This is a genomic window from Streptomyces huasconensis (assembly GCF_021028635.1).
Lineage (GTDB): Bacteria > Actinomycetota > Actinomycetes > Streptomycetales > Streptomycetaceae > Streptomyces > Streptomyces huasconensis.
The window spans coordinates 3,343,486-3,358,857 of sequence record NZ_CP086119.1 but is presented as its reverse complement, the minus strand read 5'-3'; the positions used below and the strand labels follow the sequence as shown (position 1 = coordinate 3,358,857).

At 71.2% G+C, this 15,372-nt stretch carries 15 protein-coding genes; 8 read left to right on the top strand and 7 right to left on the bottom strand.

Features of this window, described 5'->3' with window-relative positions; genetic code table 11:
- Nucleotides 1–242: 242 nt before the first annotated feature.
- Nucleotides 243–1,451 (bottom strand): MFS transporter, encoded by a 1,209-nt coding sequence (locus tag J2N69_RS15065; RefSeq protein ID WP_230901212.1) that lies wholly within the window; start codon nucleotides 1,449–1,451, stop codon nucleotides 243–245.
- A 204-nt stretch (nucleotides 1,452–1,655) separates the two neighbouring features.
- Here J2N69_RS15065 and J2N69_RS15060 point away from each other — a divergent pair, with 204 nt between their 5' ends.
- Nucleotides 1,656–2,015 (top strand): ArsR/SmtB family transcription factor, encoded by a 360-nt coding sequence (locus J2N69_RS15060; RefSeq protein ID WP_230901211.1) that lies wholly within the window; start codon nucleotides 1,656–1,658, stop codon nucleotides 2,013–2,015.
- An 81-nt stretch (nucleotides 2,016–2,096) separates the two neighbouring features.
- Here J2N69_RS15060 and J2N69_RS15055 read toward each other — a convergent pair whose 3' ends face one another.
- Complete coding sequence (locus J2N69_RS15055) at nucleotides 2,097–2,753, bottom strand: ScbR family autoregulator-binding transcription factor (protein ID WP_230901210.1); 657 nt, start codon at nucleotides 2,751–2,753, stop codon at nucleotides 2,097–2,099.
- A 126-nt stretch (nucleotides 2,754–2,879) separates the two neighbouring features.
- A complete protein-coding gene (locus J2N69_RS15050) occupies nucleotides 2,880–3,671 on the bottom strand; it encodes a response regulator transcription factor (RefSeq protein WP_408056894.1) in 792 nt (263 codons plus the stop codon).
- Nucleotides 3,672–4,061: 390 nt separating this feature from the next.
- Here J2N69_RS15050 and J2N69_RS15045 point away from each other — a divergent pair, with 390 nt between their 5' ends.
- Both J2N69_RS15045 and J2N69_RS15040 read left to right on the top strand, forming a co-directional pair.
- Nucleotides 4,062–5,024 carry a ScbA/BarX family gamma-butyrolactone biosynthesis protein gene (locus J2N69_RS15045; protein WP_230901208.1) on the top strand — a complete coding sequence of 321 codons (963 nt, stop codon included), beginning with the start codon at nucleotides 4,062–4,064 and terminating at the stop codon, nucleotides 5,022–5,024.
- A 26-nt stretch (nucleotides 5,025–5,050) separates the two neighbouring features.
- Nucleotides 5,051–5,980 carry an NAD-dependent epimerase/dehydratase family protein gene (locus J2N69_RS15040; RefSeq protein ID WP_230901207.1) on the top strand — a complete coding sequence of 310 codons (930 nt, stop codon included), beginning with the start codon at nucleotides 5,051–5,053 and terminating at the stop codon, nucleotides 5,978–5,980.
- 92 nt (nucleotides 5,981–6,072) lie between these two features.
- On the opposite strand, the gene J2N69_RS15035 is transcribed toward J2N69_RS15040, so the two are convergent.
- A complete protein-coding gene (locus tag J2N69_RS15035; protein ID WP_230901206.1) occupies nucleotides 6,073–6,486 on the bottom strand; it encodes an organic hydroperoxide resistance protein in 414 nt (137 codons plus the stop codon).
- Between the two features lie 108 nt (nucleotides 6,487–6,594).
- On the opposite strand from J2N69_RS15035, the gene J2N69_RS15030 reads away from it, so the two are divergent.
- Nucleotides 6,595–7,110: a MarR family winged helix-turn-helix transcriptional regulator gene (locus J2N69_RS15030; protein ID WP_230901205.1), complete on the top strand. Its 516-nt coding sequence runs from the start codon at nucleotides 6,595–6,597 to the stop codon at nucleotides 7,108–7,110.
- Nucleotides 7,111–7,861: 751 nt separating this feature from the next.
- Nucleotides 7,862–9,058 carry a transcription termination factor Rho gene (gene rho, locus J2N69_RS15025; protein WP_330166812.1) on the top strand — a complete coding sequence of 399 codons (1,197 nt, stop codon included), beginning with the start codon at nucleotides 7,862–7,864 and terminating at the stop codon, nucleotides 9,056–9,058.
- Here the strand turns inward: rho and J2N69_RS15020 are convergent.
- Nucleotides 9,045–10,328 (bottom strand): M6 family metalloprotease domain-containing protein, encoded by a 1,284-nt coding sequence (locus J2N69_RS15020; RefSeq protein WP_230901204.1) that lies wholly within the window; start codon nucleotides 10,326–10,328, stop codon nucleotides 9,045–9,047. The genes rho and J2N69_RS15020 overlap by 14 nt on opposite strands.
- A 294-nt stretch (nucleotides 10,329–10,622) precedes the next feature.
- On the opposite strand from J2N69_RS15020, the gene J2N69_RS15015 reads away from it, so the two are divergent.
- A complete protein-coding gene (locus tag J2N69_RS15015; protein WP_230901203.1) occupies nucleotides 10,623–11,279 on the top strand; it encodes a TetR/AcrR family transcriptional regulator in 657 nt (218 codons plus the stop codon).
- A gap of 101 nt (nucleotides 11,280–11,380) precedes the next feature.
- Nucleotides 11,381–12,880, top strand: a complete 1,500-nt coding sequence (locus J2N69_RS15010) for an MFS transporter (protein ID WP_230901202.1) — start codon at nucleotides 11,381–11,383, stop codon at nucleotides 12,878–12,880.
- A 16-nt stretch (nucleotides 12,881–12,896) separates the two neighbouring features.
- Here J2N69_RS15010 and J2N69_RS15005 read toward each other — a convergent pair whose 3' ends face one another.
- The gene (locus J2N69_RS15005) at nucleotides 12,897–13,412 is read right to left on the bottom strand and encodes a MarR family winged helix-turn-helix transcriptional regulator (protein ID WP_230901201.1); all 516 of its coding nucleotides are present in this window, start codon (nucleotides 13,410–13,412) and stop codon (nucleotides 12,897–12,899) included.
- Between the two features lie 124 nt (nucleotides 13,413–13,536).
- On the opposite strand from J2N69_RS15005, the gene J2N69_RS15000 reads away from it, so the two are divergent.
- A complete protein-coding gene (locus J2N69_RS15000) occupies nucleotides 13,537–14,307 on the top strand; it encodes a dioxygenase family protein (RefSeq protein ID WP_230901200.1) in 771 nt (256 codons plus the stop codon).
- A 6-nt stretch (nucleotides 14,308–14,313) separates the two neighbouring features.
- On the opposite strand, the gene J2N69_RS14995 is transcribed toward J2N69_RS15000, so the two are convergent.
- A complete protein-coding gene (locus J2N69_RS14995) occupies nucleotides 14,314–15,354 on the bottom strand; it encodes a questin oxidase family protein (protein ID WP_230901199.1) in 1,041 nt (346 codons plus the stop codon).
- Nucleotides 15,355–15,372 lie beyond the last annotated feature (18 nt).

The following is a 15,372-nucleotide window of genomic DNA, read 5'->3' as shown; positions in this document are numbered from 1 at the left end:
GAAAGGCAAGGGGCTTTGCCAAGGGAGTGCAAGGGGTTTTCAAGGCGCGTCAGACAACGTCAAGGAAGGTGAGAGAAGAGTCAACGCACCTGGTGGGAGCCTTGTAGTGCCTCCTGTCAACTTCCTTTACGTACGCTTGGCGCGGCGCCGGAAAGGAGACAAAAAAGAAGCAGGGCCGATGAACCATAAGGTTCCTCGGCCCTGCTTTTTGAAACGTCTTGTGAGCTGCGTTCTCCGTATTTCTACCGGACGCCGGCTTCGGCCTTTTCCAGTCGAGGTGCGGCGCCGGCCGCAATGGTCGTGGAGGCCGTGGACCGGCCGCTGAGAGAACTGGTCGCGACGACGACCAGACCGGCGAGGGCGAGGCCGGCCCCGACCCAGAGCGGGGAGACGAACCCGTACCCGGCGGCGATGGTGAGACCGCCGATCCAGGCGCCGAGCGCGTTGCCGACGTTGAAGGCCGCCACATTGGCGCCGGAGGCCATGGTGGGCGCGTCCTCGGCGTACTTCATGATGCGCACCATCAGACCGGGCGCCGCCGCGAGGCCGATGGTGCCCATCAGCAGCAGCGCGACGATGGTCGCGATCTTGCTCTCCGCGGTGAGGGCGAAGACGCTCATGATGACGGCGAGGGCGCCGAGGATGCCGATGAGCGCGGCGTTCGGGGACTTGTCGGCGGCCTTGCCGCCGAAGAAGTTGCCGATGAACGTGCCCACACCGAACAGGACCAGCAGCCACGGCACGGTGCTCGTCGCGAAGCCGGACACCTCGGTGAGCGTGAAGGCGATGTAGGTGTATCCGCCGATGACACCGCCGAAGGCGAGGACGCTGAGCGCGAGGGAGACCCAGACCTGGCCGCGGCGGAAGACGGCGAGTTCGCTGCGCAGGCTCGCCTGGCCGTCCGTGCTGGGCTGCGGGACCAGGAGCTGAATGCCGATCAGGGCGATGACACCGATGACCGTGATGGCCCAGAAGGTGGCGCGCCACCCGAACTGCTGGCCGACGAAGGTGCCCATCGGCACGCCGAGGACGTTCGCGGCGGTCAGGCCGCCGAACATCAGGGCGATGGCGCTGCCCTTCTTGTTCTCGGCGACCATGTCGGAGGCGACGACCGCGCCCACTCCGAAGAACGCTCCGTGGCACAGCGCCGCGACGACCCGGCCGACCATGAGCAGCGAGTAGGTCGGGGCGGCGGCCGAGATCAGGTTGCCCGCGACGAACAGCAGCATCAGGCCGAGCAGGACCTTCTTGCGGTCGAGGCGGGCGACCGCCGCGGTCAGGCCGACGGCGCCGATGGCGACGCTCAGCGCGTAACCGGAGACCAGGTACCCGGCGACCGCCTCGGAGACGTCGAAGTCGCCCGCCACCTCGGGCAGCAGTCCTACGATCCCGAACTCGGTGAGGCCGATACCGAAGCCCCCCAGTGCCAGGGCAATGAGCCCGATAGGCATGTGAAATCCCTCCGTTGCAGTGGCATGCGGTCCGGGACCGTGCCTTGCGGAACGTGAACAGATCGAAGTATCGCAGAACATCGATATGAGATGTCAAGACCGGTCCACCCACTGGTCCGCGAGGACGGGCCACCCCCGGCGGCGCAACGTATCGGTTATCGTCGATGAATCGAAATCGGCTCTACGTCCGCCTCCGGAAGGCCCATGACGACACACGACATGCCCACGACAGCCGACGTCGCGCCCCTGCTGGAACCCCTCAAGGCGCTCGCCAACCCGGTGCGGCTTCAGATCCTTCAGTGGTTGCGCGACCCGGAAGACAACTTCCCGGTCAACAAGGAAATCACGGACCCCTACACGGTCGGGGTGTGCGTCAGCCACATCCAGGCCAAGGCCGGACTGGCCCAGTCCACCGTCTCCGCCTATATGGCCGCGCTCGAACGCGCCGGTCTCGTCCGCTCCACGCGCGTCGGGAAGTGGACCCACTACCGGCGGGACGAGGAACGGATCACCCGCCTCATCGAGGAGATCGGAGAGAGCATCGGGAGCGTCGGCCGCAGCTGACGGCACCCCCCGTCGAAACCGCAGGCCTGGCATCGTCGCTCCCGGCGGTCCAGGCCTGTTTCGCGACGTCCGCCGTCTCCGTCACGCGGGGGTCGTGCGTGCTTCCTCCCTCGGGTCCGCGGGCGCGTCGGCATCGGGCAAGGCGGTCGTACGCAGGCGCGGGAGCAGCCCCGGGGTGACGAGCCCGGGCAGCAGGAGCCGCCACAGCGCGGAGATCCGGTCGAGCAGATCCTGCCGGTTGCTGTAGGCCTGGGACATCACCTGCAACCCGGTGAACGACCCGACGATGGTCGACGCGACCTCCAACGGGTCGGTCCCCGGCAGCAGTTCGCCCTGCTCACCCGCCTGTTTCAGCAGGTCCTCGATCACAGTGATCGCCATGTTGTAGGGCGTCTGGGCCGAACACGAGAAGGACGACTGCTCGACCGTCAGCCGTACGCTGGCGCGCAGGACCGTGTCGTACTGCAACCGGCGCGCGAACGCCGAGGTGAGGTCGATGACCGACTGCAGCTTCAGCGTCCGCTCCGGTACCACCAGTGCTTCGAGCTGCGCCTCCACCAGTGCGGCGGCGATCGCTTCCTTCGAGGGGAAGTGGTGATACAGGGCGCCCCGGGTGAGGCCCGCTCGCGCGAGGATCTCGTTCGTGCTCGCCGCGTCGTATCCCCGCTCCCCGAACACGTCGGCGGCGGCCTCCAGGATCGATCGCTTCGACCTGATGCCTCGTTCCTGTTGCGCCATCCCAGTCCTCGCCTTTGTCGTCGTGCGCCGAAAACAAACAAACCTGTCTGCATTGTATTCGGTGCGTACGGACCGTCAGGCGGTACGGGACGGCATGCGGCCGGATCGCGACGGTGCTGTTTCGCGTCACGGATGCCCCAGGTGGAAGCCGACTCCGCGCACGGTGACGATCCAGCTGCTCGAACCGAGCTTGCTGCGGAGTGTGCTGACGTGCGTATCGATCGTGCGTCCGCGGTGTGACCAGTCGTCGTCCCAGACCTGGCTCATCAGTTCGCGCCGTGAGACGGTGGCGCCCGGCTGGGACGCCAGCAGGTGGAGCAGGTCGAACTCTTTCGGCGTCAGGTCCACCCGTCGGCCGTCCAGCAGGGTCTCACGGGTCGTCGCGTCGATGCGCAGCGGCCCGTAGGTGATGACCTGCGTCGTGGGGGGCTGCGGGCGGGCCCTGCGCAGCACGGCTTCCATCCGGGCGAGCAACTCCCGGAAGCCGTAAGGGCGGACGACATAGTCGTCCGATCCGGCCTGGAGGCCGAGTACGCGGTCGAGTTCGGCGCCGCGCGCGGTCACGGTGATGATCGGGACATCGCTGGCCGCCCGGATGCGGCGGCACACCTCGAGTCCGTCGAGGTCGGGCAGGTCGAGGCCGAGGAGGACCATGTCGACGCCGTGCAGTGCTTGCAGCGCCATGGCGCCCGTGTCCACGCTCTTGGCGAGATATCCGTGCCGGCGCAGTGCCTGGACCAGGGCGTCGGCCGCCCGGTCCTCGTTCTCGACGACGAGGACCTGCACCCCGCCCTCTTCGGCGGCCCTCGTCGTCGCCGGCTCCTCCGCGGGCGGGAAGCCCTGCGGTGGGACGGCGGCCGGTTGCGGATCACGCGGTTCCACGCGCGGCCTGACGGAATCTACGACCTGCCAATTCATCTGCTCCCCCTGAAGCACGCCGTGACGAACGGCGCTCACGGCGTGCACGTTAGCAGGCATGGTTGTCTGGTTGTCAACGCGCTCTTGACCGCCCGGGCCTGTCTCGATGTTGCTGTGGGGACTGACGGAGAAACCCCGAAATCAGGGGGGAAAAGCGGACAGATTGCCCGGCCTCTGCCTGCGGCGAACCGGACTGGTGTAGTCGGATGACCACAGTGCGAGACGGTTGTAGAACCGTGAACCAAACACGTTTGCATGCTTTAGGTAAAGTTTTACTTTGAAACAGACAAGGCTCGTCTAGCCTTTGAACTGCACGCGTTCAATCGGAGTCGGGGGCCCGGATGCGCTGTCTGGCTAGCCCCTGCCCACAAGCAGACAGGAATGCCACGCATGCTCACCTCGGCCCAAGCTCCCCGTATCGACAGCGCCCCGGCCACGAGCCCGTTGCTCACCACGACAGTGCCGCGCGGATACGTGCACCGGGCCTCCGTGGCGGAAGTGCTCCTCACCGGCTGGGACAAGGACGCACACACCCCGGCCGAGACGTCCGACGCCTACGTGGTCCGGGCGCAGTGGCCCCGGAGCCACGCGCTCTTCGCGTCGGCCCACGGCCACCAGGACCCGCTGCTCCTGGTCGAGTCGATCCGCCAGGCGGGAACCCTGCTGACCCACACCGAGTACGACGTCCCGTTCGGCCATCAGTTCCTGATGTGGGACATGTACGTCGAGGCCACCCCCGCCGCGTTCGCCACCAGCCCCACCCCGACCGACGTCGACCTGCACATCACGTGCCACGACATCGTCCGCCGCGGCAGATCCATCGCGGGCATGCGCTACGAGGTCACGGTCCGGCGCGACGGCCTGCCCGTGGCGACCGGCGGTGCCCGGTTCAGCTGCACCAGCCCGGCCGTCCACCGAAGACTGCGCGGCGAGCGGCCCACCACGACGGGCCGCGCGCTGCCCGCCCCGCTCGACCCGGTCGACGTGGGTCACACGAGCCGGGAGAACGTCGTGCTCGCCCCGCCGGTGCGGGTCCGCGAGAACCGCTGGGAGCTGCGCGTGGACACCGGCCACCCGGTCTTCTTCGACCACCCGGTCGACCACGTCCCCGGCATGCTGCTCATCGAGGCCGCCCGGCAGGCCGCCCGCGTCGCGACCCGGCAGCCCGACGCTCTTCTCGTCGGCCTGCGAAGCACCTTCGTCCGCTACGCCGAACTCGACGCGCCCTGCTGGATAGAGGCCCAGGTCGAGCGCGCCGAGAAGGCCGAGGAGGTGCGCGTCCACGTGCGCGGCACGCAGGAGGGGGAGCGGGTCTTCACCGCGGACCTCGTGCTCCGACGTGCGGCCGGCTGATCCAACGACCCACCTGGGAGTGCCACGTGCCCACCGTTCTCATCACCGGCCCCGCGGGCCTCGTCGGACGCCACGTCCTTCAGGAGGCCACGTCGCGGGGCGTGCGCCTGACCCTGATGTCGCACCGGCGACCCGTCACCCCGCCCGGCCCCGGCCACCGGACCGTGACGGCCGATCTCGCTGCCCCCGCGTCCCTGCGCGGTATCTGCGAGGGCGTGGACGTCCTCCTGCACTGCGCCTCGTACATAGGCAAAGACCCCGACGCCAACGAAGCCGTCAACGACCGGGGGACGAGGGCCCTGGTCGACGAGGCACGCCGGGCCGGGGTGTCCCGCATCGTGTACGTGAGCACGGCGTCCGTCTACGGCCGGGGCACCTTCCGCGACGCCGACCCCGGCCGGCTCGTCCGCAACCCGGGCTCGCCCACCTCGCGCACCCGCGCCGCGGCCGAGGACGCCGTCCTCGACGCCGGGGGGATCATCCTGCGCCCGCATCTCGTCTACGGCCCGGGCGACACCTGGGTGGTACCGGGTCTCCTGCGGCTGCTGCGGGCGCTGCCCGGCACCGTGGAGGGCTGGAGCGCCCGGATGTCGGTCGTCTCCGTGCGGGACCTGGCCCGCCTCGTCGTCGGCGCCGGTCTCGCGCCCGCGGCGGATCTCACGGCCGCCGTGTACCACGCGGCACACCCGACGCCCGAGCCCGCATCCACCCTGCTGCGCACGGTGGCGGCGTGCTTCTCGCTGCCCTGGCCGGAACAGGACATGTCGGTGGCCGCGGCCCGGGCGCACCTCGCGGCGGACGGGCGGTCGGCGCACGGGCTCGACATGCTGACCACCGATCACTGGTTCGACGGAGCCCCGCTCTGGCGCGACCTGCGTCTGACCCCCGGCCCGGACTTCGGGAACGGTTTCCCCGAGTCGGCCGAGTGGTACCGCGGCGCGCTGCTCACGGCCTGAGCGCGGCGCCCGCGGCCCGAACGGCGAAGGGAGGGCCGCCGGCGATCACCTCGCCGGCGGCCCTCCCTTCGGTCGATCCAGAGCGACGGGGGTTACTCGATGACCAGCTCCACGGGGATGTTGCCGCGGGTCGCCTTCGAGTAGGGGCAGTAGGCGTGCGTCTTCTTCAGGAGGTCCTCGCCGGCCGGGCCCTGGAGGTGGTCGGGGAGTTCGGCGCGCATGATCACGGAGAGGCCGAAGCCGCCGTCCGTGTCCTTGCCGATGCTGACCTCGGCGGTCACCGAGACGTCCGAGACGTCGATCCTCTCCTGGCGCGCGATGTTGCCCATGGCGCTGGCGAAGCACGCCGCGTACCCCGCGGCGAAGAGCTGCTCGGGGTTGGTGCCCTTGCCGTCGCCGCCGAGGGCGGCGGGAAAGGCGAGCGGAAGGTCGATCTGGCCGTCGGTGCTGACGGCGCGGCCCTCGCGGCCGTTGGCGGTGGCTACGGCGGTGTACAGCGCGTCCATGGTGCGGTCCCTCTTCCTCGGCGGGTGAGCAGCCTTGCACCATCAGTAGAGCACGCCATTTAATTGTGCGCAACTTAGTTGTCCACTGCATTGTTGTACGCTGGGCGCATGGAGAACGCATCCGCCGGGGCCACGGACGAACTCGACGACCAGGACTTCCTCCGCCTCGATCGCCAGGTCTGCTTCTCGTTGCACGCCGCCGCCCGCGCCTTCAACGGCGTGTACCGCACCGCCCTCAAGGACCTCGGGCTCACCTACCCCCAATACCTCGTGATGCTCGTGCTCTGGGAGGATGGCGAGCTGCCCGTCAAGAAGATCGGCGAGCGGCTCCGGCTCGACTCCGGGACGCTCTCGCCGCTGCTCAAGCGGCTGGAAGTGGCCGGGCACGTCGAGCGGCGACGCAGCGCCGAGGACGAGCGGTCCGTCTCCGTCCGGGTGACCGCGCAAGGCGCCGCCCTCCGGGAGAAGGCCCTCGCCGTGCCGCGCACCATCGCCACGGCCACCGGCCTCTCGCTCGCCGAGGTACGCGACCTGCGCACCCGCCTCGACAGGCTCACCGCCGCGCTCGACGGAGAGGGGCGGGAGGCATCGGGCGAAGGCGGTGCGGGTGACTGCGTCCGGTAGCTGACGTCGTCGCCGCCGGGGGGCCGGGACGTCGGGCCGCGCGGTCCCGGGCGCCCCGACCTGTGCGCCCTCGTGTCCGGTAGCCGATGTCGTCGCCGCCGGGCGGGCCGCGATGGCGGGCCCGGCTGCGTCCGGTAGCTGACGGGGGTCCGTGGCGTTGGGTCGTACGGGTCCGGGCGCCCCGACCTGTGCGCCCGGGCTCGAAAAGCTCACCGCCGGGCTCGACGCCGAGGGGCGGGAGGCATCGGGCGTAGGCGGTGCGGGTGACTGCGTCCGGTAGCTGAAGTCGTCGTCGCCAGGGGGCCGTGGCGTCGGGCCGCGCGGCCCCGGGCGCCCCGACCTGTGCGCCCTCGTGTCCGGTAGCCGACGCCGTCGCCGCCGGGCGGGCCGCGGCGTCGAGCCCGGGCGCGGACGGTAGCTGACGCCATGCCGCAGTCGGCCCGTGACGTCGGGCCGCGTCCGCCCGGGCGCGTGACCCTGCCGCGCCGCCCCCTCGTGTGTTACCTTGCGGAGAGCACGTCCGCACGTCCCATCGGGACGCCCGTGCCACGCTTTTCCTCCCGGTTCCGGGATCTCACCGCGCACAGACCACCCCGGCTCTCCGGTTCTCAGGTCTGCTTCCGCTGGCGCTTCTGCCTCGCGCTCCCCTTCGCTGCTCGTCACGGAGCAGTTCCCTCACCCGTCGTACGGGGCGTGTCCACTCCGCCCCGCCGGGCCGTCTCCCGCGCACGTCCGCGAAAGGACCCCACTCATGAGCATCACCACCACCGCGCCGAGCACCACCCCCGCCACCCGCACCGCCTCAACTCCCCTCACGTGCGGCGGAGTTCTGGACATCGCCCGCGACGGACGCGGGTTCCTGCGCGGCGCCGGATGCCTGCCCGCCTCCGACGACGTCCAGGTGCCCGCCCCGCTCATCCACCAACTGGGGCTCAGGAGCGGTGACTTCGTCGAGGGGGAGTGCGCCGGGCGGGCCCGTACGCTCACCGGCGCGCACCGGGTCAACGGACGTGTTCCCGAAGGGCTGCGCGGGCGGCGCCGGTTCGGGGAGCTGACGCCGCTGCATCCGCGCGAACGGCTCACCCTGGAGACCGGGGGCGGCGCACTCGCCGGGCGGCTCATCGACCTCGTCGCGCCCGTCGGCAAGGGACAGCGCGGCCTGATCGTCGCGCCGCCGAAGACCGGCAAGACCGTACTGCTGCAACAGATCGCCGCGGCCGTCGCCCGCAACCACCCCGAGTGCCACCTCATGGTGGTCCTCCTCGACGAACGCCCCGAGGAAGTCACCGACATGCGGCGCTCGGTCCACGGCGAGGTGCTCTCCTCGACCTTCGACCGGCCCGCCAAGCAGCACATCGCCCTCGCCGAACTCGCCGTGGAGCGGGCCAAGCGCATGGTCGAGGACGGCCGCGACGTCGTCATGCTCTTCGACTCGCTGACGCGGCTTTGCCGGGCGTACAACAACGCCGCGGCCAGCGGCGGGAAGACCCTCAGCGGCGGTGTCGACGCGGCCGCCATCCAGGGCCCCAAGCGGCTCTTCGGCGCCGCGCGTCTGGCCGAGGAGGGCGGCTCCCTGACCATGCTCGCGACCGTCCTCGCGGAGACCGGTTCCCGCGCCGACGACTACTACTTCGAGGAGCTGAAGGGCACCGGCAACATGGAGCTGCGGCTCGACCGCACCCTCGCCGACCGGCGCCTCTTCCCGGCCGTCGACGTCACGCCGTCCGGTACCCGCAGGGAGGAACTGCTGCTGCCGCCCGACGAGTTGACCGCCGTACGCGGGCTGCGGCGCGCCCTGCTGGGCAGGGACGGCGCGAGTTCCCTGGAGACGCTGCTCGACCGGCTCAAGAAGACCCCGAGCAACGCCGCGTTCGTGCGGCAGGTGCAGCAGACCGTGCCGGGGGCGGGCGCCGGCGCCGGGGCGGGCAACGGCGCTACGGCCGCGTGACGTGGACGCGGTGGACACCGTCGTCCGTCACGTCCGCCACCGTCACCCGCACGCCCTTCTCGCGGTCGGTGAAGGTCTCGCCGGGGCCGTAGGGCGCGTCGGAGAGTTCGGCGTGGACGTTCGGCCTGCGGGTGCAGCCCCCGCTGTCGGCGGTCGAGTCGGCGACCGTGATCGGGCCGTGGCCCGTGTCCACGTCCGCGTCCACGCGGTAGACGAGGACGCCCGGCTTGCAGACCGCCTCGTCGTTGCCGCCGCGGGTGCGGACCTCGACCGCGTACCCCGTCTTCTCGTCCAGCGGGACGAAGGCGAGCTTCGCGCCGCCGGAGCGGGCCAGCGGGGTCAGCAGGTGTTCGGTGGTGCCGGCCTTCGCCGCGCAGCTCACCTGGTCGTCGTCGAGCCAGCCGAGCTTCCACTTGTGCCAGGCGAGCAGGTCGTTGTTGGCGCCCCAGTCCTCGCTCATGATGTCCCAGTGGCCGACCGCGCCGCCGCCGTCGTGCGTGTAGAGGTCGGGCAGGCCGAAGACGTGGCCGTTCTCGTGGGGCAGGACGCGGTAGCCCGTCTCGTGGTAGCTGCCCGAGCCGTCGTCCTGGCGGCTGTAGACGAAGGACGCGTTGGCGACGGGCACGCCGTCCGCGACCGGTGCCTCGTGGTTGCCCGCGAAGGTCACCGACAGGACCGTGTCGAGCGCCGAGGGGCCCGCATTCGGGGTGACCAGGACGTTCACCAGGTCGTAGGCGCGGAAGTCCACCTCCGGGTCGGCGGCCGCCACGATGTCCTCGACGAGTTCGCGGTAGCCGGGGTCGAAGGGGGCGCCGCGCTCTATCCCGTACTTCGCGAAGGGCTTGGGCATCCGCAGCCAGCCGGATATGGGGGATTCGGGGCGGTAGTCAAGACGCCCGTAGGAACTGGTGCGGAACCACTGCGAGGTCTGCGGGAAGAACTCCGCGAGACGGTCCTTCGCGCTGCCCTCACCGGGCGCGTCGGAGAAGTCGACCATGAGGTTCAGGGCCCGGACGGTGCCGGTGGAGCGGGCGTAGCCGGGCTGTGTCGGCACGCCCTCCGACATCTGCACGCCCATCGCGCCGCTGATCATGCACGGCCCGAGCGCGGCACCGCGGGCCGCCGAGACCGGTCCCGCCGCGCTGGGCGCGTCCTCCATCAGGCGTCCGGTGCTCGCCGAGGTCGTGACCGCGAGGGCGAGAGCCGTGACCGACGCGAGGGCGGCACCGCGGCGGGTGGCGGATATCCGACGCCAGATCGGCTGCTGCATACGTGGGCCCTCCACTCCGCGGCAGCCGCCGGTCCTGGCTGCACCCTCTCCGATCACCCTGGGGCGAGGGGTGGGCGGACGCGCGCTGGGTGCGCCCGATCGTGGGTTCTTCGGGCCCGAAGGGTGTGACGCGGGTCACGGCAGAAGGTGTCGGATCGGGGAAATATCCGGGGACTGTCTCCCCGTTTAGACCTGTGTCCGCGCGAAACGGGGAACTACTCCCCACATCGCGTCGGACCAGTAACAACACAGAGCTTCACGCCCCAGAGACGTCAGCCGATCAGAGGAGGAACCGTGGACGCCGCCACCGCCCCGCAGCGCCGAGCCACCCGCCCGCGGGCCGACGCCCTGCGCAACCGGGAGCGGATCGTCGCCGCCGCGCGCGAGATGTTCGTGGAGCACGGGCCCGACGTACCCCTCGACGAGGTCGCGCGCCGCGCGGGCGTCGGCAACGCCACGGTCTACCGCCACTTCGCCGACCGCGCCGAACTGGTGCGCCAGGTCGTCCTGTCGGTGACCGACTGCGTCACCGTCCACGCCGAGCGGGGCATCGCCGCGGCGGACGCCGACGAGAGCGCGGCCTTCGAGGCGCTGCGCGCCTTCGTGCACGCGGCGGCCGACGAACGCATCGGCGCCCTGTGCCCGATGCTGTCGTCCGGCTTCGACCCCGACCACCCCGATCTGCTCGACGGCCGCGAACGCCTGGAGCGGGCCATCGAAGGCCTCATGGGGCGGGCCCGCGCGGCCGGGCAGCTGCGCACCGACATCGACGTCGGGGACCTGATGATCGCCCTCTCCCAGCTCGGACGGCCGCTGCCCGGCACGGCCTGCCCGAACATGGACCGCTTCGTCCACCGCCATCTCCAGCTGTTCCTGGACGGCCTGATGACACCCGCCCGCTCGGAGCTGCCGGGGGAGGCGGCGACCCTGGAAGACCTCCGGCAGCGCTGAACTCCTTTCGCATCGCGGGTGAACTCCCGCACCGCGTCACGACTTTCGTACGGCATCGACCCTTTCGTACCGCCCTTTCGTACCGCTAGGTGGCCACATCCATGTCTGAAACAGATCCGAGGCGCTGGAAAGCCCTCGTCTTCATCGCTCTCGCGCAGCTGATGGTCGTCCTCGACGCGACCATCGTGAACATCGCGCTGCCCTCCGCCCAGCAGGACCTCGGCATATCCGACGGCAACCGCCAGTGGGTCATCACTGCCTACGCGCTCGCCTTCGGCGGTCTGCTCCTCTTCGGCGGCCGCATCGCCGACCTGTGGGGCCGCAAGCGCACCTTCGTGACCGGTCTCGTCGGCTTCGCCGCGGCCTCCGCGCTCGGCGGCGCCGCGACCGGCGAGGGCATGATGCTCGGCGCCCGCGCCCTCCAGGGTGTCTTCGGCGCGCTGCTCGCGCCCGCCGCGCTCTCGCTGCTCGCGGTGATGTTCACCGACGCCAAGGAGCGCGCCAAGGCCTTCGGCATCTACGGCGCGATCGCCGGTGGCGGCGGCGCCGTCGGCCTCATCCTCGGCGGCTTCCTCACCGAGTACCTGAACTGGCGCTGGACCTTCTTCGTGAACATCCCGTTCGCCGTGGTCGCCGCCCTGGGCGCGTACTTCGTCATCCGTGAGCCGGCCGGCGGCCGCAACCGCTCGCCGCTCGACATCCCGGGCGTGGTCCTGTCCACCCTCGGCCTGGTCGCGCTCGTCTACGGCTTCACCCGCGCCGAGTCCGACGGCTGGTCGGACTCCGTGACGATCGGCATGTTCGTCGCGTCGGCCGTGCTGCTCGCTGCGTTCGTCCTCACCGAGGCCAAGGTCAAGTCGCCGCTGCTCCCGCTGCGCGTCCTGACCGAGCGCAACCGCGGTGGCGTCTACCTCTCGCTCGGCCTCGCCGTCATCGCGATGTTCGGCCTGTTCCTCTTCCTCACGTACTACCTGCAGATCGTCGAGAACTACTCCCCGGTCAAGACCGGCTTCGCCTTCCTGCCGATGATCGCGGGCATGATCGTGGGCTCCACGCAGATCGGCGCCCGCCTGATGACGCGCGTCCCGCCGCGGCTGCTGATGGGCCCGGGCTTCCTGCTCGCCGCCGTCGGCATGCTGCTCCTGACGCAGCTGGAGGTCGGCTCCTCGTACACCGGGCTGATCATGCCGGCGCAGCTGATGCTGGGCCTCGGCATGGGTACGGCGTTCATGCCCGCCATGTCGCTCGCCACGCACGGCGTCGAGGCCCGTGACGCCGGTGTCGCCTCCGCGATGGTGAACACCTCGCAGCAGGTCGGCGGCGCCATCGGCACGGCCCTGCTCAACACCATCGCGGCCTCCGCGACCTCCGCGTACCTCGTGGACCACGCGGCCGGTGCCGCGAACCCGAAGCTCGTCCAGGCGCAGGCCATGGTCGAGGGCTACACCAGCGCCATCTGGTGGGCGGTCGGCATCCTGGTGGTCTCCGCGGTGATCGCGGCGACGTTCATCGACACCGGCCACCAGGGCGGCCCCGCGGCCTCCGGCGACTCGGTGGACGGCGCCGAGGACGAGGTGAAGATCCCGGTACTGGCCCACTGACCTCCTCGGTGGGTGCCTAGCGGAGCCAGGGGAGGTCCGCCCCGGCCTCCTTGGGCTGAAGTCCCTCGGCGACGATCGTCATGATCTCGCCGAGGGACTTCTGCTGTTCCGGGGTGAGCCGGTCGAAGAGGGCCTGGCGGACGGCGGTGACATGGCCGGGCGCGGTCCTGCGGAGCACCTCGAAGCCCTCGTCGGTGAGGACCGCGAGCTGGCCCCGCTTGTCGGACGGACAGTCCTCGCGGCGCACCCAGCCGCTCTTCTCCAGGCGCGCGATCGCGTGCGAGAGGCGGGAACGGGTGATCTTCATGGTCTTGGCCAGTTCGGTCATCCGCAGCCGCCGCCTCGGGGCGTCGGACAGCTGGACCAGGAGGCCGTAGTACATGTGCGGCATGCCCGCGTCGCGCTGCAACTGGCGGTCGAGGAAGTCGTCGAGGAGGGCGGTCGCCTGCAGGTAGACCCGCCAGACGCGCTGCTCGTCGCCGTCCAGCCAGCGCGGCTCGCCGTCCGGGGGAGGGGTGGGTGCCATATCCATGGACACCACTGTACGAGGCGCTTTCTTGAAGTTTGAACAAGTCGGGCGTAGGGTTGCCCGTCAGAGCTTGAGACTTCAAGTAAACCGGAATGAAGCGCCGAGTGCCCGTCGCCGGAGGTGCGCGATGACCCGTATGCCCGCCCTGTACCTCAGCCACGGCGCGCCCCCGCTCGCCGACGACCCGCTCTGGCCCGCCGAACTGGCCGCCTGGTCGGCCGAGCTGCCGCGCCCCCGGGCGATCCTCATGGTCTCCGCCCATTGGGAGGAGGCCCCACTGGCCCTCGGCGCCACCGACACGCTGCCGCTCGTGTACGACTTCTGGGGCTTCCCCGAGCACTACTACCGGGTGACGTACGCCGCGCCGGGCGCCCCCGCACTCGCCGAAGCCGTACGGAAGCTGCTGCGCGCGCCCGGCTTCCCCGTCCAGGACGTGCCGGACCGGGGGCTCGACCACGGCGCGTACGTCCCGCTGGTCGAGATGTACCCCGAGGCTGACATCCCCGTCCTCCAAATCTCCCTGCCGACCCTGGACCCGCGCCGCCTCATGGACATCGGCCGCCGGCTCGCGCCGCTGCGGGACGAGGGCGTGCTCGTCGTCGGCAGCGGTTTCTTCACGCACAACCTGGCCGCGCTGCGACAGGGCGGCATCCCGTCCTGGTCGGCCGAGTTCGACGCCTGGGGGCGCGAGGCCCTGGCCGCGGGCGACGTGGACGCGCTGCTCGACTTCGGGCACACGTCCCCGGCCGGGCGGCTGGCCCATCCGCGTACCGAGCACTTCGCCCCGCTCTTCGTGACGCTCGGCGCGGCCGACGCCACGGGTGACCTCGGCGGGCAGCGCAGTGTGATCGACGGGTTCTGGATGGGGCTGGCGAAGAGGTCGGTGCAGTTCGGTTAGCGGAGGTCAGGGGGCGAGCGGCTCGCTCAGTTCGACCGCGCGCAGGGCCGCCGCCAGGGCCCGCTCGTCACCGACGTCCAGCGCCGTGTCCGTCAGCTTGATGACGTGCTCGTCGCCGTGCGCGAGGGCCCGCTCGAAGACCTCCTGCGCGGTGAAGGTGCCGGGCGGGTCGTACGTCACCGGGGTGTCCGGCGCGTACATGGCGGTGACCGCCGCCGACGCCGTCCACGCCGCGTGCAGGCTCGGCACCCACAGGGCGCGCGGGAGCGCGGGCAGGGCGCGCAGCACGGCGTTGGGCGCCGTCGCCGCGTGGACCAGCATGGTCTCGTCGCCGTGGCCGTGGGTGGCGTACCGGTGGGTGGCCGCCCGCACCAGCTCCGTCAGCCGGCGCCGGGCCTCCTCGGGGCCGTCCACCGCGGCGGCCCACACGGGCAGCTCCCGGACCCGGCCGAGGCGCGCGGGGAAGCCGCCGTCCGTCCGGTCGGCGAGGGGCGGCACGGCGTCCAGGGCGTCGGCCGCGCTCCGGGCGCCCGGCAGCGGGGTGACGTCCGTGAGCGGGCGGTGCCGGGCGGCCCAGTAGCCGAGGCCGTGGGCGAGTTCGGCGAGGCGGGGCGCGGTCACGCCACCCGCCTCGCCGGCTTCCAGGGTGCGCACGGCGTGCCCCACGCGGATCACCGGGTGCGTCGAACCCCCGTACATCCCGGGGAGCAGCCGCGGCCACCACTGGGCGAGGACCTCGCGCCAGGGGTGCTCGTCGAGCTGTCGGCGGAAGTACGCGATCCAGTCCGCCGCGCGGCGCGGGTCGCCGAGCGCCGTGTGCCAGTCCGCGTCGGTGACCGGTGCGACCCGGGCGGGAAACTCCTCCAGCTTCGGGGCGTAAAGATCGAGCCACTTGTGGACCGCCTCCGGACGGCCGCGCGCGGTGAGCGCCTCGACGGCCATCGGGGCGTGGTTGGTCAGCCGCCCCAGCCGCTCGGGCCCACTGGTGTGCAGCCGCTCAAGGGCTTCGTCGAGGATGCCGGTGGTGTCGGTTCCCGTGTCGGTCATGCCGGGACGGTAGGCCTG